Raw genomic sequence first — 23,399 nt, 5'->3', positions numbered from 1 at the left:
TAACGCTACCATGGCTGTCAATGCATTGATGCCGGAGGACGCGTAGCTCATCTCCCCGGCATCGATCGACGACAAGCGTGAAGGCGCTGCGCCCCGGGAGACTGCAAGGAGCCATGGCCCACATTCTGGACGAAGTCCTGCCGATACTGGGCGGAATCCTGGCGCCACACGGTCCGCCAGCACCGGGCGCGGCGGCCAGCTATGTGCCCGGCGACTTCAGCGTGCACTTCTTCCTCCAGCTGACCCTGATCATCCTGGCCTGTCAGGTCGTGGGCCGGATCGGGCAGAAGTTCCTCGGCCAGCCGCAGGTGGTCGGCGAGATGATCGCGGGCGTGCTTCTCGGTCCTTCGCTGCTGGGGTTGCTCGCGCCCGGCCTGCAGGCGGCCATCTTCCCTGCGGAAACGCGCAATGTGCTGTATGCAGGGTCGCAGCTTGGTGTGGCGCTCTACATGTTCCTGGTGGGGCTGACGTTCAGCCCCGCGCACTTCCGCGCGAAGGCGCGCAGCGCGGCCGCCGTCTCGGTCTCGGGCATCGCCGCGCCGTTCGCGATCGCGGTGGTCATCACGCCGTTCCTGCTCGACGTGCCGGGCCTGTTTGCGGCGAACATCGGCCGCACCAGCGCCACGCTGTTCACGGGCGCCTGCATCGCGCTGACGGCCTTCCCGATGCTGGCGCGGATCATCAACGAGCGCGGCCTGTCCGAAAGCCCGCTGGGCACGCTCTCGCTCACCGCCGGCGCGTTCGACGATGCCGCGTCATGGTGCGTGCTGGCGGTGGTGCTTGCCACGTTCGGCGGTGGCGCGGGAATCGCGGTCATCGCCATCGGGGGAGCGCTTCTCTACGCGGGCCTGCTGTTCGCGTTCGGCCGGCGCCTGCTGGTCCCGCTGGGCCATGCGGTCGAACAGCGCGGAGAAATGAGCATGGCCGTGCTGGCAAGTGCGCTGATGCTGCTGTGCCTTTCGGCCTTTCTGATGGACGCGATCGGCATCCACGCCATCTTCGGCGGGTTCATCCTGGGCGTGTTCATGCCGCGCGGGCTTTTCGCCGAAGAGCTGAAGCGCAGGGTCGAGCCGCTCACGGTGGTGATGCTGCTGCCGATGTTCTTCACCTATTCGGGGCTGAACACGCGCATGGACATGATCGGCTCGTGGCCGCTGTTCCTGCTGGCGCTCGGCATCCTGGCCGCGTCGATCCTTGCGAAGTTCGGGGCCTGCTACCTCGCCGCGCGGCTGTGCGGAGAGGACAATCCCACCGCGCTCGGCATCGGCGCGCTGATGAATTCGCGCGGGCTGATGGAACTGATCATCATCAACATCGGCCTGCAGAAGGGCCTGATTGGGCCGACGCTGTTCGCGATGCTGGTGTTCATGGCGATCGTGACGACGATGATGGCCGGCCCGTTGTTCGAACTGGTCTACGGCTCGCGCCGCATGGCGCGGCAGGACATCGCCGTGCCGGCCGAGTGACCGGCCGGCGCCAGCATCAGGTCATGAGGCTGTCGTCGGCCAGTAGGTCGCATAGCGCTCATGGGCGATCCTGAAATAGGGCACGAGGCGGACCGGGGCACCCGTCGATGACGGCACGGTGAAGTGCAGCGGCTCCGGGCCGGGGCGAATCCGGTCCAGAATATCCTCCGGATCGCCAGCCAGTTGCGGCGGCGTGAACGGGCCATCGTTATAGGCGCCATAGAGGCGTTCGTTGACGATCACATCGGCCCCCTCCTGCAGACCTTCATGGCCGAGCGCGCCGGCCAGCACGAGCGGACCGTACGTGAACGCCACGATGTCCGGCGCGGCGGGCGCGCGGTCGATCGCGAGATGCATGGCCAGCACCAGCTCCACCTGATCGCCGTTCTCCCAGGCGCGGCGCACGTCAATGAAACGACCGGGGCTTTGCGACCGCGCGACCTCGCGCCCGTTCACGAGCACGGTCGCCTCCTTGCTCCAGCGCGGGTGACGTAGCTTGAGCGTCGCTTCGGTCGGGCGCTTCAACGCCCATTTCAGCAAGGTCGACGGGCGCTCGGGGAAAGCGGTGGTCTGGGTCAACACCGCATCGCGTTCGGCCCAGCGCACGGTCGAGGGGATGAACAGGTTCACGACGATACTGTCGTCATCCCGGAAATAGATCGAATCGCGATACTTGACGTGGTTTTCCATGCCCGTGCCGGTGCAGCACCAGAACGAATCCTCGGGCGTGTGGTACAGCTTCATGTAGCCCGGCCGTGCGCCCTGGAAATAGGTGACCATGCCGCTGTCCGGGTCCTGCGACGCAAGAATGCCGTTGTACAGCACGCGCTCGTAGTAATCGGCATAATCGGCCTGTGGATCGCGCAGGAACAGCGCGCGGGTCAGGCGGAGCATGTTGTGCTGGCAGCACGTCTCGCCGCCCTTCGCCGAGAACACGTGGCTGGCGAAATCGGCCATCGGGAAGAAGTGTTCGTTGTCGCCGTGGCCGCCGGTCGCGAACGAGCGGGTCTGCGCCACCGTCTTCCAGAAGAACGCGGCGGCATTGCGGTAAGCGGTGTCGCCCGTGGCTTCGTAGACCCGTGCGAAGCCGACGATCTTGGGGATCTGCGTGTTGGCATGAAGCCCGTCGAGATGATCGCGCTCCTGCGACAGCGGCTCCAGGATCGCCTTGTGCGAAAAGCGGCGGGCAAGGTCGCGGTATGCGGGCTTGCCGGTCATGGCATGGAGATCGGCGAAAACCTCGTTCATGCCGCCGTGCTCGGTATCGAGCATCGCCTCGAATTGCGCGTCGGTCAGCGGGGCGGTGGCGATCACCGCCCAATCGGCAAGGCGCAGCAGAACCTCGCGCGATCGGGCGCTCTCGGCCAGCAGCGCCCCGTCGCGCAGCCCCGCGAAGATCTTGTGCAGCGTGTACCAGGGCACGCCCGTGATCGGCTCCCCGCGCAGATGCGCCGCAACCAGCGCTGGCCCCTTGGGAAACGCGCAGACCAGGCCGATGCCCGACGCCCGCTGGCATGCGCCCAGTTCGTCGGCGATATAGTCCACCCGCTGCCGGAAGCGGCGATCACGGGTCGATCGCCACGCCAGCGCGCAGGCCGACAGATAGTGGCCAAGCGTATGGCCGTGGCAGTTGATATCCTCCCAGATGCCCGCGGACTCCCAGCCGCCATAGACGGGTGCCCTGGGCGCGAGCCCCGCGTTGACCCGGAAGTTGTGCAACAGCCGGTCGGGCTGCAGGCGCAGCAGATAGGCTTCGGTCATGCGCTGGGCGTGCAGGAACGGGCCTTCGCCCAGATCGACGTCGGCCAGATCGAACGGCCGCAGCGCCGGCGCGGGCACGCCTCCCGCCGGTGCGGGCGTCGCCCCTTCCACGGCGGCCGGCGCAAGGCCGGCGGCCAGCGCCGCGGTCGCGGCGGAACAGAGGAAGTCGCGGCGCGAATGGCCACAGCAGGAAGCGTGGTTCATGGTTTTCCCTCGCACGGGTCCGAACTCAGTCCGGCCGCGATCCATCCGGACGAAGCAGGGCGGCTTCCCCCCAGTTGACCGGAATGTCCGCGGCACTGGCGCTCGCCTGGCGGGTCACCAGTTCGACGATCCTGACCCCCGCGATGTCCGCCGACAGCGGTTGCGCGGGCTCGCCCCGCCGCAGCGGCCGCGACCGGGCCAGCAGCCGGCCATCGCCGTACACCAGGAACGTGACGGGCGCCGCATCGGGCGCGGCGGAATCGTCGATCCCCACCCGCGCGCGGAATTGGCGATAGCCCGCGCTGCGCACTTCCAGCCGCGAATTGGCGAGCACGCCGATGCCGTTGCCAAGCCATTGCCCGGCGATGCGCTGCGGCTGGTCGAACGGCGTGCGGTCCACCCGCGCGCCACCCCAGCCGCCATAGCGCGGGAAATCGCCCTTGCCGCGCGTGCCCTGCCACTGCAGCGGCGCGCGGTGGACCAGCGGGTCCGGTTGCGGCGTCCTCACCCCGTCCACCGCCGGATTGACGCTGCCGGGCTGCTCGGACAGGTAGACACCGTCCGCCAGCAGGCGTGTTCCCCGCGCGGTGAAGATCAGCGTTTCGCGCGACGCGAGGTGAAGCTCCTTCTCGCCAGTGAAGCGGGATTGCTCGCCCGACCACAGATCGGTCAGCCCGATCTCCACCGCATCGGCGAAGGTCAGGTGTGCGGCGGTCAGTTTCATGTCCACCGGGCCGCTGCCCCGGTTGAACACCGCCACCGCCTTGTCGCCGCTCGCCAGCGTCTTGACGAAGATCTGAACCTCGTCGCTATCGAACGCGAGCGTCGCCTGGTTGCCGGCCGGGTCCTGATCGATCGCGATGATGCGTTCGTTGCCCAGCAGTTCCAGCAGCGCCGGCGATGCGTGGCGCAAGTCATAGCCGATGAACAGCGGCGCATTGACCATCGCCCACAGCGCGAAGTGCGATCGCGCCTCGGTCAGGTGATGCTCGTCGAAATCGCCGGTGCCGACGAACAGCATGTCGGGATCGTTCCACGAGCCGGGGTGCGCATAGAGCGGCCGGCGCGCGACGGTATCGAGATTGTGCAACATCCTGGCCCAGCTCGGCGCAATGTCCTCGCTGGTGCGCGAAATGCCGCCGACATCCTTGCCCCAGGCGCGCACGTCGGCCGAGCCCCACAGGCAGATAGAGAAGATATAGTGGCCGTCGGGCCGGTAGCGCTGGATCGCATCGGCCACTTCGCCATAGAGGCGCCGCACCGCGGCCACGTCGGTCCGCGCCAGGCTATCGGAATCCACCAGCGGCGGCAGCGCGCGATAGCGCCCGGAGCGCACTTCGGGGTGGTCCGCCGGCAGCCCGCGAATGCCGCAGCCGTCCACCTTGATGAAATCGAAGCCCCAGTCCTGGAAATAGAGACGGATGTCCTGATCGATATGGCCATAGAGGCCGACTTCGCGCTCCGCCACGCTGCCCTCGGGCTGGTTCGGCATCGTCGAGGTATAGACCTGCCCGCACGAATTGCGCCCGATGTCGCTGTAGATGCCGGCCTTGAATCCCATCGCGTGGAGGCGATCGGTGAAGGGGCGCAAGCTGGGATCGCCCCCCGGCACAATGGTCGAGGGAAACTGGGCCGTGCGGGGCATCATCCGGCCGTCCGGCTGGCGCCGCTTGAGCCACCAGCCATCATCGAGGTTGATGTAGCGATAGCCTTTGGCGGCAAGCCCCGAACGGAGGATCGCCTCCGCCGAACCCATGATCTTCTCCTCCGAAATGTCCGAGGTGAAGGCGTTCCACGAATTCCACCCCATCGGCGGCAGGGCGGCATCGCCACGTTCGTTGGCGGTCCACCGCCCGGTGGGGTCCAGCGGGTCCGCCAAGGCGGAAACCGGGACATGGGCCAACGCCAACGCGGCGATGGCGGGCGCGATCCGGTGCAACCGGTGCTTCACCGCTTCAGCTCCCGACCGAAGAAGGGCAGCACCTCGTCCTGGAAGCGGAAGGCGACACGGCTGACATGGGTGCCGGGATAGATGGTGAAGCTGTTCGCCACCCCGTAGCCATCGAGCAGGTCGTGGAGCTTCTGGGCATCCACCTTCAAGCTGTCCTGATCGCCCACGTCGATCGCGATCGCGCGATACTGGCGGAGGTTGCCGATGTATTGATCGGCAAAGGAGAGCGGCGCGTTGGCCGCCCACCGGGCGATGACGTCGGGCCTTGTCACGCCGTTCTCGACGGGCAGGTCCAGGTAGAGCGGCGGCTTCTTCGGATTGGGAGACCAGGCCGCCGCCACCGCGAACTGGGCGCGCAGCGGGAACGGAAGCTTCGCCGAATCCCCCGGCGACGTCACGCTGGCCAGCGCGGCCGCCGCTTCCGGGGTGAGCGGATCGGCGGCGCGGGCCGAAAGGCAGCACGGCGACATCATGTAGAGTGCGCCGAACGTGTCGGCGTGCTTCATCCCGATCCGCGCCGTGCCGTAGCCGCCCATCGAATGCCCGGCGAGCCCACGGCTCAGGCGATCGGGTATCGTGCGATAGTGCGCATCGACGTAGCGGACCAGATCGCGCGAAACGAACGTCTCGAAATCGCCAGTGGTCATCGAGCCCGAATACATCGACCCGTTGTAGGCGGTCTTGGTATCGGGGATCACCACGATCATGTCCGGCAGGCCCTTGGCATAGGCGTTGGCGATCGTCTGCGGCACGTGGATCTCCTGGACCCATTGTTCGGCGCCGATCGAATAGCCGTGCAGCGCATAGAGCACCGGATAGCGCCGCTTGGGCTGGGTGGCGTAGTTTGGCGGCAGCACGACGAGCACCGTCCGGTCCGCCGCCTCGCCTTCCAGATTGCCTTCGAGCGCCGCGCCGTGGACCGTGATGGTCTGCACCGTCAGCCGCGGCGCGCCGGCGACGACCGGCGGACTCTCGGTCACCGCCTGGGAAAACGCCGGGGACGCCGCGAAACTGGCGCCGATGAGGACAAGCCCGGCGAGAAGACCTTTCCGATTGAATAACAAGTATTTGCCCACGTTCAGTTCCTTTCCTTCACGACGCGCCCGGTGCCAGTTGCAGGCCCGGGCCGTTCAGTATCACGCTCTTCCCCGGCGCCAGCCGCACGCTGCGGCGCGCATCGCCACACCGGACGACCAGCGAACCGGGGACATCGGCGGTCAGCACCGCCCGTTCCAGCCGTCCGCCCCGCCACGCGATATCGACGCCAATCGCCCCGCGCGCGCGCAGGCCGCACACCGATCCGGACGGCCAGGCGCGCGGCAGCGCGGGCAACAGCAGCAGTTCCCCGTCGCGGCTCTGCATCAGCATCTCGGCCACGGCGCGGGTGCCGCCGAAATTGCCGTCGATCTGAAAGGGCGGATGCGCATCGAACAGGTTGGGATACGTGCGCTCGGCCCCCAGCAGGAAAACGAGGATGCGATGCGCATGGTCGCCATCGCGGAGCCTGGCCCACAGGTTGGCCCGCCACGCTGTCGCCCAGCCGGTCGATTCATCGCCGCGCAGCTCCAGCGACCGCCGCGCCGCGCGCGCCAGCGCCGGGGTCGTATCGGGATCGATCTGGCCGCTGGGAAACAGGCCATAGAGATGGGAGACGTGCCGGTGATGCGGATCGGGGGCGGCGGCGTCCCAATCGGCCTGCCATTCCTGAAGCTGCCCTTGCGCGCCGATGCGGTCGGGCGCCAGCCGCGCGCGCGTGGCGCGGAGCTGCGCCGCGAAACCGGCATCGGTATGCAGGATGGCGGCGGCTTGTGCCGTCCGGTCGAACAGGTCGCGCAGGATCTGCTGGTCCATCGCCGGCCCCGCGCACAGCGACGCCCCTTGGGGGTGCTCGTTCTCGGGCGACAGCGACGGGTTGGTCACGAGATATCCGCTGGCCGGATCGGTCTGCAGCGTATCGAGGAAGAACAGCGCCGCCCCGCGCATCAGCGGATAGACCGTGCGCAGATAGGCGATGTCGCGCCCGTAGTCGTAGCGGTCCCACAGATGGAGGCACAACCACGCCCCGCCTATCGGCCACAGGCCGTATTGCGCCCCGTCGATCGGCGCCGTTGCCCGCCAGCCATCGGTATTGTGATGCGCCACCCAGCCGCGCGCGCCGTACATCGCGCGCGCGGTGCGTTCGCCCGAGATCGCCAGTTCGCGGACCAGTTGCACGAGCGGCGCGACGCATTCCGGCAGGGCCGTCACTTCCGCCGGCCAGTAGTTCATCTCGGTGTTGATGTTGATCGTGTACTTCGAGCCCCACGGCGGCTGCGGCGCATCGTTCCACAGACCCTGCAGGTTGGCCGGCGAGCCGCCGCGGCGCGACGAGCTGATCAGCAGGTAGCGCCCGTAATCGAAATAAAGCGCCGCCAGCGCCGGGTCGTCCGTGGTTGCGCCGGCGCGGATGCGTTCGTCGGTGGGGCGGTCCGCCGCCGGGGTGCGGCCCAGGTCCAGACGGACGCGGCGGAACAGCCGCCGGTGCTCGGCCGCCGTCTCCTCGGCGATGCGGGCAAAGCCCTTGGGCGCAGCGCGCTCGATCTGCGCGGCCGTGGTGGTTGCGGGATCGCCGCCGACATCGTCGAAACGGCGGTAGCTGGTGGCCATTGCGACGAGGATGGTCACCGTATCGGCACCACGAACCGCCAGCCGTTCGCCCCGCGCTTCGGTCACGCCGCCCTGCGTCATCACGCGGACGGCCGTGGCGAAGCGCAGCGCGCCGGCCACGCCGTTCTCCGCCGGGCCTTGCCCGGCAAGCCGGATCGTGTCGCCGCTCGCGATCACGGTGCCCCGCTGCGGCGTGGTCAGCGCCACGTCGAGGTCGATCCGCCCCGGCCGGTCGCAGGTCAGCTCGATCGCGATCACCTGATCCACTGGCGAGGCCACGACCGCGCGGCGGTAGCGGAGGTATTGTGTGGCGAACCGCGTGGTGGCGAGCGCCGCGTCAAGGTCCAGCTCGCGCCGGTAATCGACCAGCGGACCGAGGCCGGGCAGGTCCAGCAGCAGATCGCCGATCGGCTGGTAGGACATCTGGCCCAGCGGCGTGGCCATCAGCCGCGCGTTGGCCAGCGCCTGCGCTTCCGCGAATTGCCCGGCGAAGATCAGCCGGCGTACTTCCGCCAGCGCGCCCTTTGCCCCCGGATTGACCGGATCGTAGGGGCCACCGCTCCAGAACGTCGCCTCGTTGAGCGCGATCCGCTCGTGCCCGCCACCGCCGAACACCATCGCCCCCAGCCGGCCGTTGCCCACCGGCAGCGCCTCGGTCCATTGCTCCGCCGGTTGGCGATACCACAGCCGTGCGGCCGAGATCGGCGGCTCCGCCAGCGTTAGATCGGGAACTGCAAGCCCGGGAACTGCAAGCCCAGAAACCGCAAATCCAGCGCCCAGCCCGACCGCGCCTTCGATCAGGCCCCGGCGGGTGATGCCGCGCGCTTCGTCCGTCATCGCGGCCCCCGCCTCATGGCCCCGGCTTCCGTCCGGCCCTACCGCAGGTCCAGCACTACCACCGACATCGCCGGCAAGGTCGCGGTGACCGCCCCGCCCGCGATCCGCGCGCCGGTGAACGCCACCGGCCGCACCACATCGGGGGCGTCGAAGCTGTTGTGCGCGTCCATCGCCGTGCCGGTGACGATCCGCCCCGTCACCGCGCCCGCCCGCACGCCGGCAAGGCCGATCGACACCGGGATCGCGCGGTGCGGATCGAGGTTGACCAGCGCCACGTGCACCTGGCCCGCCGTATCGCGCACGGCCGAGGCGCTGATCGCCGGCACCGTGACGTCGCCGTTGCGGTACAGCGGCGATTGCAGGTCGATCGGCAAGGTCGTCGCGTCCTGCCAAGGCTTATAGAGGTCGAAGACCCAGTAGGTGGGCGTCTTGACCATCTTCGCGCCGTCGGTCAGCAGCATCGCCTGCAGCACGTTCACCATCTGCGCGATCGCCGCCATCTTCACGCGATCGGCATGGTGCGCGAAGATGTTGAGGTTGAGGCCCGCCACCACCGCGTCACGCAGGCTGTTCTGCTGGACCAGGAAGCCGGGGTTGGAACCGGGCGCCGGATCGTACCACGTCCCCCATTCGTCGACGACCAGCCACTTCTTCTTCTCGGGATCATACTTGTCCATGATCGCCGAATGCCTGGTGATGTATTCGTCGATGCGCAGGGTGTTGCGCATCGTCGTCGCCCACTCGCTCTCGGGAAAGCCCAGCGCCGCGCCCTTGTCGTTCCAGTCCTTGTCGCGCGGGCGGGTGTAGTAATGCAGCGAGAGGCCATCGATGTACTTGCCCGAAAGCTTCATCAGCGTCTCGGTCCAGGGATAGTCCTCGTCGCTGGGGCCGCTGGCGATCTTGAGCATCTTGTCCTTGCCGCCGGCCTTGGCGAACTGGGCGAAGCGGTTGGTGAGATCGGCGGCATATTCGGCGCGCATGTTGCCGCCGCAGCCCCACAATTCGTTGCCGATGCCCAGATAACGCACCTGGAACGGCGCGGGATGGCCGTTGGCCGCGCGCTCGCCCGCCAGGGTCGAGCCGTTGGGCGAGGTCATGTACTCGACCCATTCGCTGGTTTCGGCGGGCGTACCGCTGCCGACGTTGGCCGATATGTAGGCCTCCGCGCCCAGCCGTTCGGCGAAGCCCATGAATTCGTTGGTGCCGAAGCTGTTGTCCTCGTCCACCCCACCCCAGTTGGTGTTGATCTTCACCGGACGCTTGGCGCGCGGGCCGATGCCGTCGCGCCAGTGGTATTCGTCGGCGAAGCAGCCGCCCGGCCAGCGGACCACCGGCACCTTGATCGCCTTCAGCGCGTCCAGCACATCGCGGCGATAGCCGTGATCGTTGGGGATCGGCGAGCCTTCGCCCACCCAGATGCCACCGTAGATGCCATGGCCGAGGTGTTCGGCGAACTGGCCGAAGACCTGGCGGTTCATCACCGGGCCGGGGCGGTCGGCCTGGACCGTGACGGTGGCCCCGCCGGGCGTCTGCGCTACGGCGGGCACCGTCATCGCCAGGGCACACCCCATGGTCATGAGCGTCCGGAGGTATTTGCCACGCATCGATAGTCCCCTTTGTGCAGAACGGTAGCGATTGGTGCCCGGGCAGAGCGCGCCCCGCGGATGTCCGGCCGGCGCGCGCGTCCGCCGCGGGCGCGGATCAGTGGTTGTCGCGCGGCAGGCCCCGCGTCTGCGCGATGCGCTGGTACTTCTCGGCGCCCTCCAGAATCGCGCCGGTCGCAAGCTGGCCGACGCGTTCGCGCTGGATTTCCTGCCACGGCGTCTGCGAAGGCGGATAGGCATAGCCGCCCGCCGCTTCGAGAGCAGCACGGCGCGCGGCCAGTTCCGCGTCCGGCACCAGCATATCGGCCGTGCCCCGGCGCAAGTCGATGCGGACGCGATCCCCGGTCTTCAGCAGGGCCAGGCCGCCCATCGCCGCCGCCTCCGGGCTGGCGTTGAGGATCGAGGGGCTGCCGCTGGTGCCCGACTGGCGCCCGTCGCCGATGCACGGCAAGGCGGTGACGCCCTCGGTAATGAGATAGGCCGGCGCGCGCATGTTGACGACTTCGGCCGCGCCCGGATAGCCGATCGGCCCCGCACCGCGCATGAACAGCAGCGTTTCGGCGGTGATCCCGGTGGCGGGGTCATCGATCCGCCCGTGGTAATCCTCCGGCCCGTCGAACACCACCGCCGGGCCTTCGAACGCTTCGGGATCGTCCGGATTCGACAGATAGCGCGCGCGGAATTCCTCGCTGATCACGCTGGTCTTCATGATCGCGGAATCGAAAAGGTTGCCCGAAAGCACCACGAAGCCCGCTTCCGTCTTCAGCGGCCGCTCGAACGGCAGGATCACCCGCTCGTCCTCGATCTTCGCGTCGCGGCAGTTCTCGCCCATGGTCCGGCCGTTCGCGGTCATCGCGTTCTCGGCGATCAGCCCTTGCGCGATCAGCTGGCCGACCACCGCCGGCACGCCGCCGGCGCGGTAGTAGTCCTCGCCCAGATATTCGCCGGCGGGCTGCAGATTCACCAGCAGCGGCACCTTGTGGCCCAGCCGCTGCCAGTCGGTCAGCGGCAGGTCCACGCCCACGTGGCGGGCAATCGCGGCAAGGTGGATCGGGGCATTGGTCGACCCGCCGATCGCGGAATTGACGACGATGGCGTTGTGGAAGGCATCGAGCGTCATGATGTCCGTTGGCTTCAGGTCCTCGTGGACCATCTCGACCACGCGCCTGCCGGTGCGCCAGGCGCATTCCTGCCGGTCGCGGTAGGGCGCGGGGATCGCGGCGGAGCCGGGCAGCATCATGCCCAGCGCTTCGGCCAGGCTGTTCATCGTGGTGGCCGTGCCCATGGTGTTGCAATAGCCGGTCGACGGCGCGGAACTGGCGACGAGCTTGATGAAGCCTTCCTCGTCCAGCTCGCCCTTGGCCATGAGCTCGCGGCCCTTCCACACGATCGTGCCCGATCCGGTGCGCTCGCCCTTGAACCAGCCGTTGAGCATCGGCCCGACGGACAGCGCGATCGCCGGGATGTTCACCGTGGCCGCCGCCATCAGCAGCGCCGGCGTGGTCTTGTCGCAGCCGGTGGTCAGCACCACGCCGTCGATCGGATAGCCATAGAGCGCCTCGACCAGCCCGATATAGGCCAGGTTGCGGTCCAGCCCGGCGGTCGGCCGCTTGCCCGTTTCCTGGATCGGGTGGACCGGGATTTCCAGCGCGATCCCGCCCGCCTCGCGGATGCCCTCGCGCACGCGCTCGGCCAGCACGATGTGGTGGCGGTTGCAGGGCGAAAGATCGCTTCCGGTCTGCGCGATGCCGATGATCGGCTTGCCCGACCGCAGTTCCTCAAGGCTCAAGCCGAAGTTGAGATAGCGCTCGAGATAGAGCGAGGTCATGTCGATATTGTCGGGATTGTCGAACCACGCGCGGGAACGCAGCTTCGGGGTTGGACGCTTGCTGGAAGAATCGGTCATTGCGGCCTTCGGGTGCTGGAGGTGCGAAAGGGGTCAGCGCGCCGGCGGCGCCTTGCTGACGCGGTAGATCATCACGTGGCGATAGGGTTTGCCCGGATCGACGCGCGCGGACAGGAACGACGGCTGATTGGGCGCGTCCGGGAACTTCTGCGGTTCCAGCGCGATGCCATCGCCCATGCGATAGACATGCCCCTTCTTGCCGATGAGCGTCCCGTCCAGAAAGTTGCCGGTGTAGAACTGCACGCCGGGCTCGGTGCTCAGCACTTCGAGAACGCGGCCCGATGCCGGGTCTTCCAGCCGCGCGGCAAGCTGGGGCGCAGCCGTCGCGCCCTTGTCGAGCGCGAAGTTGTGGTCATATCCGCGTCCATAGGCGATCTGCTGGTCGGTGCCGTCGCGCAACCCATCGGCCACGCGGCGCGGCGTGCGGAAATCGAACACGGTGCCGGCCACCTTGCGCCGCTCGCCGGTGGGGATCAGCGTCGCGCCCACCGGGGTATAAGTCGAAGCCGGAATCGTCAGGCGGTGCCCCATGGCGCCCATCGCCGAACCTTCCCCGGCCAGGTTGAAGATGGCGTGGTTGGTCATGTTGACGATCGTCGGCTTGTCGGTGGTGGCCTCGAACGCGATGGTCAGGTTGCCGCGCTCGTCGAGGCTGTAGGTGACTTTCGTATCGAGCTTGCCGGGATAGCCCTCCTCGCCATCGGCGCTGACATAGGACAGCTCCACGCTCGCCACCGGGCCGGACTTGAGCGAAACGACCTGCCAGTTGCGCTTGTCGAACCCCTTGGCGCCGCCGTGCAGGCTGTTGCCGTTGTTGTTCTGCGGCAGCTGGTAGCTCTTGCCGTCGAGCGTGAACCGGCCGCCGGCGATGCGGTTGGCATAGCGCCCCACGGTCACGCCGAAGAAGTTGGGCTTCGCCTCGTAGGACTGGACATCGTCATAGCCCAGCAGCACATCGGCCACCGTGCCGTCGCGGCCCGGCGCCATCAGCGCTTGCAGCGTCGCGCCATAAGTCAGGACCCGCGCCGAGACGCCGTTCGCGGCCTTCAGCGTGATCGCGAACGCCTCCGACCCGTCGGCCAGCCGGCCGGCGCTTTCCTGCCGCGCTTCGGCCGCTTCCGCCGCCGGGGCGGCCAGCATCGCCGGCGCTGCCAGTGCCAGTACCATCAGGACGCCACCTTTCGGCCTGCCCACAATCGTCATCCTCTCATCCTTTCGGAACGTGTCGTCACCGGCGCCGCCCATTGACGCGACCTTTTCCCGGATATAGTCTGACAAATACAGATTGCGCAAGACGGTAACAAGCCGTTGCCAGCGCAGAGCAGACGAGAGGAAGCCGAGACCATGCCGCCAGTGGCCTCAACACAATCGAAGGTGCCGGAAAACAGCAACATCTCGCCGGATAGCGCCGGTTCCCCCGTCCGCTACGGCCCGGCGCTGACGCTGCTGGCCAGCCTGTTCTTCATGTGGGGCTTCATCACGGTGATCAACAACACGCTGCTGCCACATCTGCGCAGCGTGTTCGATCTCAACTATACGCAGACAACATTGATCGAATCGGTGTGGTTCATCGCCTATTTCGTGGCTTCGATCCCCTCGGCCAAGCTGATCGAGAAGGCGGGCTACCAGAAGGCGCTGGTAATCGGCCTGCTGGTCATGGCGGCGGGCGCGCTCGGCATGATGCTGGCCGCGTCGATCCCGTCCTACGGGGTAACGCTGGCCATGCTGTTCGTGATCGCCAGCGGCATCACCCTGCTGCAGGTGGCGGCCAACCCTTATGTGGCCGTGGTCGGCAAGCCCGAAACCGCCTCCTCGCGCCTCAACCTGGTGCAGGCGATGAATTCGGCGGGAACGATGCTGGCACCGATGTTCGGCGCCTACCTGATCCTCGGCCGGTCGAAGGGCGGCACCGCCAGCGCCGACGTGGTGCTGACCCCGGCGGAGCGGCTGGCCGATGCCCAGTCGGTGATCCTGCCCTATGGCCTGGTCGCGGTCGTGCTCGTGGTTCTCGCCGTAGTGATCGCGCGCTTTCCGCTGCCCGCCATGGGCAGCGCGACGCTGCGCCTCGCGCCCGAGGAACGCCGCAAGCTGTCGTTGTGGAAGCACCGCAACCTGGTGTTCGGCGTGCCTGCGATCTTCATCTACCTGATCGCCGAAATCGGCGTCGCCAACCTGTTCGTGAACTTCGTCAGCCAGCCCACGATCGCCAATCTCACGCACGAGCAGGCAGGCCGCTATCTCACGTTCCTGTGGGGCGGCATGATGGTCGGCCGCTTCCTCGGGTCCGCGATAATGCAGAAGGTGGATGCCGCGCGGGTGCTCGCCGCGTTCTCGGTCGGCGCGTTCGTGGTCATGCTCGTCACCGTCTTTACCACCGGGCCGGCGGCGATGTGGGCGCTGATCCTTGTCGGCCTGTTCCATTCGATCATGTTCCCGACGATCTTCACGCTCGGCATTCGCGGGCTCGGCCCGCTGACCGAGGAAGGCTCGGGCCTGCTGATCATGGCGATCGCGGGCGGCGCGCTGGTGGTGGTGCAAGGGTGGCTGGCCGATTCCTATGGGCTGCAGACATCGTTCCTGCTGACGGCCGCCTGTGAATTGTACGTGCTGTTCTACGCCTTGTGGGGATCGCGCCCGACCGGCGAAACCGCCTGAACACTTAACTTACGACACCTCTTTGCGGAACGCGCCACCGGTTGCGTTCCGGCACCTCTGGCAATATGTCAGAGTAAATCAGGAGATTCCCATGACCGAATTCCGCTCCGTGGCTGCCGCCACGGGTCAGCCGACCGGCCCTGCCTTCCCCATCGATGGCCCGGCCGAAGTCGATGCCGCCTGCGCCGCCGCCGCCGCCGCCTTCGATACCTACCGCGCCACCGGGCGCGAGGAGCGCGCCGCGTTTCTGGAAGCCATCGCGGCGGAGATCCTGGCCATCGGCGACGAGCTGATCGAAGCCGCCATGGAGGAATCCGGACTGCCCCGCGCCCGTCTGGAAGGCGAACGCGGCCGCACCGTGGGCCAGCTGCGCCTGTTCGCCGATGTCGTGCGCAAGGGCGCGTGGCAGCAGTTGCGCATCGATCCCGCCCTGCCCGATCGCCAGCCGCTGCCCCGCCCGGACCTGCGGCTGCGCATGATCCCGGTCGGCCCGGTCGCGGTATTCGGCGCGTCGAACTTCCCGTTGGCCTTCTCGACCGCCGGGGGCGATACCGCCTCGGCGCTCGCCGCCGGATGCCCGGTCGTGGTCAAGGGCCACCCCGCCCATCCGCGCACCGGCGCGCTCGTGGCCGCCGCCATCACCCGCGCGGTGGCCGCCTCCGGCCTGCCCGCCGGCGTGTTCGGCCATCTGGTCGGCCCCTCGAACGACCTCGGCGCCGCGCTGGTGCAGGACCCGCGCATCGCCGCCGTGGGCTTCACAGGATCGCGCGGGGGCGGCCTCGCGCTCGTGCGCCTCGCCCAGAGCCGCGACGTGCCGATCCCGGTCTATGCCGAAATGTCCAGCATCAACCCGGTGCTGCTCCTGCCCGAAGCGCTGCAGGCCCGGGGAAGCGCGCTCGGCGCCGCCTTCATCGGTTCGCTGACGATGGGCGCCGGCCAGTTCTGCACCAACCCCGGCCTCGTCCTCGCGATCGAGGGCGAAGGGCTCGACGCCTTCCTCACCGCCGCCACCGAGGCGACGCGCGCCGCCGCCGCGCAGACCATGCTGACCGGCGGCATCTGCAAGGCCTACCAGTCGGGCGTCGCCGCGCTTGAGGCCACGCCCGGAGTGGAGAAGCTGGCCGAAGGCCTGGCCGGCGCAGCGCTGCAGGGCCATGCAGCGCTGTTCCGCACCACGGCCCAGGCGTTCCTCGCCGAAAAGGCGATGGGGCACGAGGTGTTCGGCGCGTCCTCGATCGTGGTCGTCTGCCGCGACGAGGCGGAACTCGTCTCCGTGCTCAAGGGGCTGGAAGGTCAGCTGACCGCCACGCTCCACCTGGATGCCGCCGACGAGGCGCTGGCCACGCGCCTGCTGCCGGTGCTGGAAGCGAAAGCCGGGCGCATCCTCGCCAACGGCTGGCCAACCGGCGTCGAGGTCTGCCACGCCATGGTCCACGGCGGCCCCGTCCCCGCCACGTCCGACCCGCGCACCACGTCGGTCGGCAGCCTGGCGATCGACCGGTTCCTGCGCCCGGTCAGCTACCAGAACCTCAGCCCGGCGGTGCTTCCGCCCGAGTTGCGCGATGAGGCGCGTGGCGATGGCGCGCCCCGCCTGATCGACGGCACGCTGACGCTCTGAGCGCGGGACAGGAGATTTCATCCATGGCACTTCGCCTCCTGCAGCACCGCGCCGGCGACGGCACGCGCCGCGTCGTCCTCGCCGATGGCGATGTGGCCCATGTCCTCGAAGGCGTGGCGCGCACCACCGACCTGGCGCATCGCGCAATCGCGGCCGGCACCACGCTGGCCGCGGAGGCGCGGAAGTGCCCCGCCGGCGCGGCGATCGATCTCGCCGCCGAGTTCGAAGCGGGCCACTTCCTCGCGCCCATCGATCACGAAGACCCGGCGCACCTCGCGCTTACCGGCACCGGCCTTACCCACCTCGGCTCGGCTGAAGGGCGCGACAAGATGCACCGCGACGCCGCCGCCGCGGCGCACCAGACCGATTCCATGCGCATGTTCCTGGAAGGGCTGGAAGGCGGCAAGCCCACCGATGGTGGTGTCGGCCAGCAGCCCGAATGGTTCTACAAGGGCGATGGCAGCCAGCTTGTCGGCCCCGGCGAGCCGCTGGACATGCCGGCTTTCGCGCAGGATGGCGGCGAGGAGCCGGAACTGGCCGGGATCTACCTGATCGGCCCCGACGGCACGCCGTTCCGCCTCGGTTTCGCGCTGGCCAACGAGTTTTCCGACCACGTGACCGAGCGGCACAATTACCTCTGGCTCGCCCATTCCAAGCTGCGCCGCGCGGCGCTTGGCCCTGAATTGCTGATCGACGCCGCGCCGACGGACATTCGCGGCACCAGCCGCATCCTGCGCGATGGCAAGGTGCTGTGGGAAAAGCCGTTCCTGACCGGCGAGGACAACATGAGCCACAGCCTCGCCAATCTCGAACACCATCACTTCAAGTACGACCTGTTCCGCCGCGCGGGCGACATCCATGTCCATTTCTTCGGCACCGCCACGCTTTCGTTCAGCGATGCGGTGCGCACGCAGGTGGGCGACGTGTTCGAGATCGAGGCCGCGCCGTTCACCCTGCCCTGCCGCAATCCGCTGGCGCGGACGGGGGGCGACGTTTCGGTCCCGCTGAAGGTGCGGGTGCTCTAGCGCGATGGACCCGATCCGCATCGCCGTGGTGGGCGTGGGCAAGATCGCCCGCGACCAGCACTTGCCCGCCATCGCCGGCAACCGCGCGTTCGGCCTTGCCGCCACGGTCAGCCCGCACGATCCGGGCGTCGATGGCGTGCCGCATTTCGCCAGCCTCGACGAACTGCTGGCCGGCGGCCCCGCAGTCGATGCCGTGGCGCTCTGCACGCCGCCGCAGGTCCGCCACGATCTGGCCAGCACGGCGCTTGCGCGCGGCATCCATGTGTTCCTGGAAAAGCCGCCCGGCGCGACGCTGGCGGAAGTCGCCGCGCTGCACAGCCAGGCGGACAGGGTCGGCGCCACGCTGTTCGCCGCGTGGCATTCGCGCTTTGCCGCCGGCGTCGCCCCGGCGCGCGCCTGGCTGGCCGAGCGGCGGATCGCGCGCGTGGAGATCACCTGGCGCGAGGACGTGCGGGTCTGGCATCCGGGGCAGGCGTGGATCTGGGAGCCGGGCGGCCTGGGCGTGTTCGATCCCGGCATCAACGCGCTGTCCATCGTCACCCGCATCCTGCCGCGCCCGATCTTCCTTGAGGCGGCCACGCTGGAAATTCCCGCCAACCGCGCCGCGCCGATCGCCGCCGATCTGCATTTCCGCGATACCGGTGGCGCGATCGTCCACATGGACCTCGATTGGCGCCAGACCGGCCCGCAAAGCTGGGACATCGCGGTGGAAACCGATGCCGGCATGCTCCGGCTCTCCAGCGGCGGGGCGGTGCTGACCCTGCCTTCCGGCACCCAGCGCGACGAGGATCACGAATATCCCGGCCTCTATGCCCGCTTCGCCACGCTGATCCGCACCGGCCGCAGCGACGTGGATATCGATCCGCTGCGCCTGGTCGCCGACGCCTTCCTGCGCGGCACGCGCGTTGCGGTCGATCCGTTCGAGGATTGAGCGTGACGGCGGGGGACCGCCCCCGCGTCTCCACAATCGACTGGCACAACCCCACTGGCCCCAACCCCACATTTCAAATTGCCGTACCATTTAGGTAGCGCTATCATTACCCGAGCGATCATGCGAAAGGCCCGGAAAAGCGGCCTGCAAGAGGATGTTTGACCATGAAGGCAAGAATCACCACCGCCGCGCTGTGCCTCGCCAGCGTCCTGGCCATCGCGGCCTGCACCAAAGCGGGCAACGCGGAGCAGCCCGGCAACGGCGGCGCGCCCGCCAGCGCGTTCCGCGATCAGCCGCTGGTCAGCGACATCTACACCGCCGATCCTTCCGCGCACGTGTTCGGCGGCAAGATCTACGTCTATCCCTCGCACGACATCGCCACGCCGACGCCCGACGACGACCTGGGCAACCAGTACGCCATGCGCGACTACCGCGTGCTTTCGATGGACAAGGTCGGCGGCAAGGTCACGGTTGGCCCGGTCGCGCTCGACGTGAAGGACGTGCCCTGGGCTTCGCAGCAGATGTGGGCGCCCGATGCCGCCTACAAGGACGGCACCTACTTCCTCTATTTCCCCGCGCGCGACAAATCGAAGGACCGGAACGGCCTGGGCGCCTTCCGCATCGGCGTGGCCACGTCGAACAGCCCGACCGGCCCGTTCGTGGCCGAGAAGGAGCCGATCCCCGGCTCGTTCTCGATGGACCCGGCGGTGTTCGTGGATGATGACGGCACCGCCTACATGTATTTCGGCGGAATCTGGGGCGGGCAGCTCCAGCGCTGGGCAACCGGCCGATACGATCCCAACGGATCGGACACCGATCTCAAGCAGGACGACAAGCCCGCGCTTTCGGGCAAGGTTGTCCGGATGAACCCCGACATGAAGACCTTTGCCGAACCCCCGCGCGACGCGGTGATCCTGGGCGAGGACGGCAAGCCGGTGACCGGCGGCGACCACGAACGCCGCTTCTTCGAAGCCTCGTGGGTCTTCCGCAAGAACGGCAAGTATTACTACACCTATTCCACCGGCGACACGCACTTTCTCAACTATGCCATCGGCACCAGCCCCTATGGCCCGTTCCGCTATGCCGGCCATATCCTGAAGCCGGTGCAGGGCTGGACCACGCACCATTCGATCATCCAGCACGACGGGAAATGGTGGCTGTTCTACGCCGACACCCAGCTTTCCAACAAGAACCACCTGCGCAACGTCAAGGTGACGGAGCTGACCTTCAACCCCGACGGCACGATCCGGACGATCGATCCGATGAAGGCGAAGTAAGCGCCCATGTTCCTTGGCATCGATGTTGGCACGAGCTGCGTGAAGGCGGTGGTCACCGCCGCGAGCGGCGAGGTGCTGGCGCAAAGCAGCGCCGACCTTTCCGTGGCGCGTCCCCAGCCGCTGTGGTCCGAACAGGCCCCGGCCGACTGGGTGGAGGCGGCGCACAAGGCCGTGCTCGGCATCGATCCCGCGCTGCGCGGCGGCGTGCAGGCGGTGGGCCTTGCCGGTCAGATGCACGGCGCAACGCTGCTCGGTTCGGACGACCGGCCGCTCCGCCCGGCGATCCTGTGGAACGACGGCCGCAGCTTCGCCGAATGCGCCGCGCTGGAAGCGGACGAGCCGCGCACGCGCGCGATCACCGGCAACATCGCCATGCCCGGCTTCACCGCGCCCAAGCTCGCCTGGGTCCGCAGGCACGAACCCGATGTCTTCGCCGCCACGCGCACCGTGCTGCTGCCCAAGGACTATGTGCGCCTTGCCCTCACCGGCGAGAAGGCCAGCGACATGTCGGATTCAGCCGGAACGCTGTGGCTCGACGTGGCCGGGCGCGCCTGGTCGGGCGAAATGCTGGCCGCGACCGGCCTCGACGAACGCCACATGCCGCGCCTGCACGAAGGCCCCGACGTGACCGGCGTGCTGCGCGAGGATGTCGCGCGCGATTGGGGCATGGGCCGCGTGCCGGTGGTCGCGGGCGCTGGCGACAACGCGGCGGGCGCGCTGGGCGTGGGCGTGCTGGGCGACGGCCAGGGCATGCTCTCGCTCGGCACGTCGGGCGTCATCTTCGTCGCCAACGCGGCATTCCGGCCCAATCCGGCGCAGGCCGTCCACGCGTTCTGCCACGCCCTGCCCGGCGTCTGGCACCAGATGAGCGTGCACCTTTCCGCCGCCTCTTGCATCGATTGGGCCGCGCGCGCCTGCAACGTGCCGGGACCAGCCGAATTCTTCGCGCTGGCCGAACAAGCCGGCGCGGCCAGCGGCGGCGAGCTGTTCCTGCCCTATCTTTCCGGCGAACGCACGCCGCACAACGATCCGCACATTCGCGCCGCGTTCCTTGGCCTTGGCAACGAGAGCACCACGCCGCGCCTGGCCGCCGCCGTGCTCGAAGGCGTGGCCTTCGCCCACGCCGACGGGATCGACGCGCTGCGCGGCGCCGGCACGCGGATCGAGGAGCTGTGCGTGATCGGCGGCGGCTCGCGCTCGGCGCACTGGGGCCGCATCCTCTCCAGCGTGCTCGGCGTCCGCCTGGTCTATCTGCACGGCGGCGAAGTCGGCCCCGCGCTGGGTGGCGCGCGCCTGGCGCAGATGGCCGCCACCGGCGCCAGCGCCGCCGAAGTCTGCACCCGTCCCCCCGTTCGCGCGGTGATCGAACCCGATCCCGATCTCGCCGCCCGCCTTGCGCCGAAGCGGGAACGCTTCCGCGCCGCCTATCGGGCGCTCAGCGCCATCAAGGAGTAAGCCTGCAATGTCCGCTGCCTATTTCGACGCATTCGACACCGTCCGCTACGAAGGCCCCGACAGCGCCAACGACCTCGCCTATCGCTGGTACGACAAGGACCGCGTGGTCTTCGGCAAGCGCATGGAGGATTACCTGCGCTTTGCCGTGTGCATGTGGCACACCTTCTGCTGGCCGGGCAGCGACGTGTTCGGCGCGGGCACGTTCGACCGACCTTGGCTCAATGGCCCGCAGGACGAAGCCGCCGCGCGCGCCAAGCGCGAGGCGGCGCTGGCCTTCGTCGAAAAGCTCGACCTGCCGTTCTACTGCTTCCACGATGTGGACGTGATGGCCCCGGCCGAAAGCATCGGCGAATTCCGCGCCAGCTTCGCCCGCGCGGTCGATCATCTGGAGGAACTGCAGGCCGCGCACGGGCGCAAGCTGCTGTGGGGAACGGCCAACCTGTTCGGCCACCCGCGCTATCTGGCGGGCGCGGCCACGTCGCCCCGCCCCGAAGTCTATGCCTGGGGCGCGAGCCAGGTGCGCGACGCGCTGGAAGCGACGCACCGGCTGGGCGGCGCCAACTACGTCCTGTGGGGCGGCCGCGAAGGCTATGACACGATCCTCAACACCGACCTCGCTATCGAGCAGGAAAACTTCGGCCGGTTCCTCAGCCTGGTGGTCGAGCACAAGCACAAGATCGGCTTTGCCGGCACGATCCTGATCGAGCCCAAGCCGCACGAGCCGACCAAGCACCAGTACGATTTCGATACGCAGACGGTGTACGGCTTCCTCAAGCGCTTCGGCCTTGAGAGCGAGGTCAAGGTCAACATCGAGGCCAACCACGCCACGCTTTCGGGCCATACCTTCGAACACGAAATCGCCATGGCGCGCGCGCTCGGCATTTTCGGCTCGATCGACGCCAACCGGGGCGATCCGCAGAACGGGTGGGATACCGACCAGTTTCCCAACTCGGTCGAGGAACTGACGCTGGCCTGCATCGAGATCGAGCGCGCCGGCGGCTTCACCGATGGCGGCTTCAACTTCGATGCCAAAGTGCGCCGCCAGTCGGTCGACGCGGCGGACCTGTTCCACGGCCACATCGGCGGCGTCGACGTGATCGCCAAGGCCCTGCTGCGCGCCGAGGCCATCATCACCGATGGCCGCATCGATGCCTTCCGCTCCGAACGCTACGCCGGATGGAATGGCGAACTGGGACAGGCGATCAAGGGCGCGAGCCTTGCCGAAATCGCCGATCTCGCCGTGGCGCGCGATCTGGCTCCCAAGCCGGTTTCGGGCCGGCAGGAATGGCTGGAGAACATGCTCAACCGCTTCTGACGGCGGTTGTCGGACGGGGTTACGTGGCTGGGGAGAGGTGATGATGCACAAGGCCCGCGTTCTTGGGGCAGCGTTCGCGCTGCTCGCCGCCAGCGCCCTGCCGGTGGTGGCGCGCGCGGCGCCGCCGCTGGCGCCCCACTTCACCCCAGCGACGGCGGGGAGCGCCGCGCCCGATGCCGATGGCTTCATCCGGCGCTGGCTGCTGCTGGAACCGATCGCCAAGCCCAACCGCACCAACCAGCTGTTCACCAGCACCTATGTCCGCGCGGCCTTCGCCGCGGACCGTCCGGCCGGGCTTGGTACCGGCTCTGGCCAGGCACTGCCGCGCGATGGCCAGACCATCGCACACAAGGGCGCTTCGCTCACCTGGCACGCGCTCGATGCCACGCCGTGGGACGTCAAGCTGTTCGGCTTTGCCCAGGCCTATGGCAAGCCGACCTACGGCGTGATCTTCTGGGCGGTGACCGTGATCGACGCCCCGCGCGACATCCCCGATGCGCATCTCGCCGCCGGCTCCAATTCCGCCTCGGTCTGGTGGCTCAACGGCGCGGAGACGGCCGCGCTGTTCGGCGACCGCCGCATGGTGATGGACGATGTCGTCTCGCCCGCCGTCGGCCTGAAGAAGGGCCGCAACGTGCTGATCGGCGCGGTGATCAACGGCCCCGGCCTCAGCGATTTCTGCGTCCGCTTCGTCGATGGCAAGGGCCAGCCGATCCGCGATCTTGCGGTGCGCGCGCAGTGAGGGAAA

16 protein-coding genes are annotated in these 23,399 nt (G+C 68.4%); 9 read left to right on the top strand and 7 right to left on the bottom strand.

What is annotated here, in order from left to right; genetic code table 11:
- Positions 1-113 precede the first annotated feature (113 nt).
- Complete coding sequence (locus EH199_RS08810; protein ID WP_124808887.1) at positions 114-1,466, top strand: cation:proton antiporter; 1,353 nt, start codon at positions 114-116, stop codon at positions 1,464-1,466.
- Between the two features lie 21 nt (positions 1,467-1,487).
- Here the strand turns inward: EH199_RS08810 and EH199_RS08805 are convergent, their stop codons facing one another.
- The 7 genes from EH199_RS08805 to EH199_RS08780 all read right to left on the bottom strand — a co-directional run bounded on the left by EH199_RS08805 (position 1,488) and on the right by EH199_RS08780 (position 13,515).
- The gene (locus EH199_RS08805) at positions 1,488-3,431 is read right to left on the bottom strand and encodes a glycoside hydrolase family 127 protein (RefSeq protein ID WP_124808886.1); all 1,944 of its coding nucleotides are present in this window, start codon (positions 3,429-3,431) and stop codon (positions 1,488-1,490) included.
- Between the two features lie 25 nt (positions 3,432-3,456).
- The gene (locus EH199_RS08800) at positions 3,457-5,382 is read right to left on the bottom strand and encodes an NPCBM/NEW2 domain-containing protein (RefSeq protein ID WP_370449678.1); all 1,926 of its coding nucleotides are present in this window, start codon (positions 5,380-5,382) and stop codon (positions 3,457-3,459) included.
- Positions 5,379-6,458 carry an alpha/beta hydrolase family protein gene (locus EH199_RS24645; RefSeq protein WP_223806557.1) on the bottom strand — a complete coding sequence of 360 codons (1,080 nt, stop codon included), beginning with the start codon at positions 6,456-6,458 and terminating at the stop codon, positions 5,379-5,381. The genes EH199_RS08800 and EH199_RS24645 overlap by 4 nt, the downstream gene beginning before the upstream one ends.
- A gap of 16 nt (positions 6,459-6,474) precedes the next feature.
- Positions 6,475-8,865: a glycoside hydrolase N-terminal domain-containing protein gene (locus EH199_RS08795; protein ID WP_124808884.1), complete on the bottom strand. Its 2,391-nt coding sequence runs from the start codon at positions 8,863-8,865 to the stop codon at positions 6,475-6,477.
- 38 nt (positions 8,866-8,903) lie between these two features.
- Positions 8,904-10,469, bottom strand: a complete 1,566-nt coding sequence (locus tag EH199_RS08790; protein WP_370449677.1) for an alpha-N-arabinofuranosidase — start codon at positions 10,467-10,469, stop codon at positions 8,904-8,906.
- Between the two features lie 97 nt (positions 10,470-10,566).
- Entirely contained in the window at positions 10,567-12,375 is a 1,809-nt protein-coding gene (locus tag EH199_RS08785) for an IlvD/Edd family dehydratase (RefSeq protein ID WP_124808883.1), read from the bottom strand.
- A 33-nt stretch (positions 12,376-12,408) separates the two neighbouring features.
- Positions 12,409-13,515, bottom strand: a complete 1,107-nt coding sequence (locus tag EH199_RS08780; RefSeq protein WP_124808947.1) for an aldose epimerase family protein — start codon at positions 13,513-13,515, stop codon at positions 12,409-12,411.
- 204 nt (positions 13,516-13,719) lie between these two features.
- Between EH199_RS08780 and EH199_RS08775 the strand changes: the two genes are divergently transcribed.
- The 8 genes from EH199_RS08775 (at position 13,720) to EH199_RS08740 (ending at position 23,393) form a co-directional block, all read left to right on the top strand.
- A complete protein-coding gene (locus EH199_RS08775; RefSeq protein ID WP_206694924.1) occupies positions 13,720-15,030 on the top strand; it encodes a sugar MFS transporter in 1,311 nt (436 codons plus the stop codon).
- A 91-nt stretch (positions 15,031-15,121) separates the two neighbouring features.
- Positions 15,122-16,648 carry an aldehyde dehydrogenase (NADP(+)) gene (locus EH199_RS08770; protein ID WP_124808882.1) on the top strand — a complete coding sequence of 509 codons (1,527 nt, stop codon included), beginning with the start codon at positions 15,122-15,124 and terminating at the stop codon, positions 16,646-16,648.
- 23 nt (positions 16,649-16,671) lie between these two features.
- The gene (gene araD1, locus EH199_RS08765; protein WP_124808881.1) at positions 16,672-17,673 is read left to right on the top strand and encodes an AraD1 family protein; all 1,002 of its coding nucleotides are present in this window, start codon (positions 16,672-16,674) and stop codon (positions 17,671-17,673) included.
- Between the two features lie 4 nt (positions 17,674-17,677).
- Entirely contained in the window at positions 17,678-18,604 is a 927-nt protein-coding gene (locus EH199_RS08760) for a Gfo/Idh/MocA family protein (RefSeq protein WP_124808880.1), read from the top strand.
- A 164-nt stretch (positions 18,605-18,768) separates the two neighbouring features.
- A complete protein-coding gene (locus EH199_RS08755; RefSeq protein WP_124808879.1) occupies positions 18,769-19,881 on the top strand; it encodes a glycoside hydrolase family 43 protein in 1,113 nt (370 codons plus the stop codon).
- 6 nt (positions 19,882-19,887) lie between these two features.
- Positions 19,888-21,336 (top strand): xylulokinase, encoded by a 1,449-nt coding sequence (xylB, locus tag EH199_RS08750; RefSeq protein WP_124808878.1) that lies wholly within the window; start codon positions 19,888-19,890, stop codon positions 21,334-21,336.
- A gap of 7 nt (positions 21,337-21,343) precedes the next feature.
- Positions 21,344-22,651, top strand: coding sequence for a xylose isomerase (xylA, locus tag EH199_RS08745; RefSeq protein ID WP_124808877.1), 1,308 nt, complete (start codon positions 21,344-21,346; stop codon positions 22,649-22,651).
- 40 nt (positions 22,652-22,691) lie between these two features.
- Positions 22,692-23,393: an acetylxylan esterase gene (locus EH199_RS08740; protein WP_124808876.1), complete on the top strand. Its 702-nt coding sequence runs from the start codon at positions 22,692-22,694 to the stop codon at positions 23,391-23,393.
- Positions 23,394-23,399: the final 6 nt, after the last annotated feature.

It is taken from the genome of Novosphingobium sp. LASN5T, assembly GCF_003856955.1.
Taxonomy (GTDB): Bacteria; Pseudomonadota; Alphaproteobacteria; order Sphingomonadales; family Sphingomonadaceae; genus Novosphingobium.
This window is presented reverse-complemented; position numbering and strand designations above follow the sequence as displayed.